Origin of the sequence: Paenibacillus sp. Aloe-11 (assembly GCF_000245715.1) — a bacterium.
GTDB classification, from domain to species: domain Bacteria; phylum Bacillota; class Bacilli; order Paenibacillales; family Paenibacillaceae; genus Paenibacillus; species Paenibacillus kribbensis.
Genome location: NZ_JH601083.1, coordinates 1 through 597, shown reverse-complemented (window position 1 = coordinate 597; position 597 = coordinate 1). Strand labels below are relative to the sequence as shown.

Here is a 597-nt window from a genome sequence, read left to right as displayed (position 1 = left end):
GCCCTCCAGGCAGGAAGCGTGAACAGTGAGAAGCTTGCGCTTCGGGCGGTGCATGCTTCGAATCTGGCGGAAGCTAGTGTAAGCTCCGTACATCTGACGGAGCATGTCGTACACCCTCAGCATCTGGCCGATGGGGCGGTCCAAGGATCTGCGCTGGCAGAAGGCGCAGTGCAGTCAAAACATATCGCTTTGGATTCCGTCCAGTCGGAGCATTTGCAAGCAGGGGCCATCCAGCAACAGCATGTAGGAGGGCAGGCGGTGTCGGAGGATGCCTTGCAGGAAGGAGCGGTTACGTCCAGCAAGATCGCGAATGGAGCGGTGCAGTCCTGGCATGTGGCTAAGGAGTCCATTCAAGACCAACACATGGCCCCGGACAGTATATCGGGTCGTGCGCTTCAAGCAGAAAGTATCACCTCGGAAAAGCTGGCGGCACGCTCAGTGCAAGCGACGAATCTGGCGGAAGGAAGCGTAGGTCCTTCACATTTGTCTGAGCAGGCCGTACACACTCGGCATTTAGCAGCAGGAGCAGTACAGGACAAAGCGCTGGCAGAAGGAGCAGTGAAGTCTGTGCATATTGCATCGGAGTCGATCCAGCCG

At 57.5% G+C, this 597-nt stretch carries 1 pseudogene; it reads left to right on the top strand.

Annotated features, from left to right (window positions below):
- Positions 1-597: pseudogene (locus WG8_RS25835) on the top strand (WIAG-tail domain); the annotation flags it as partial.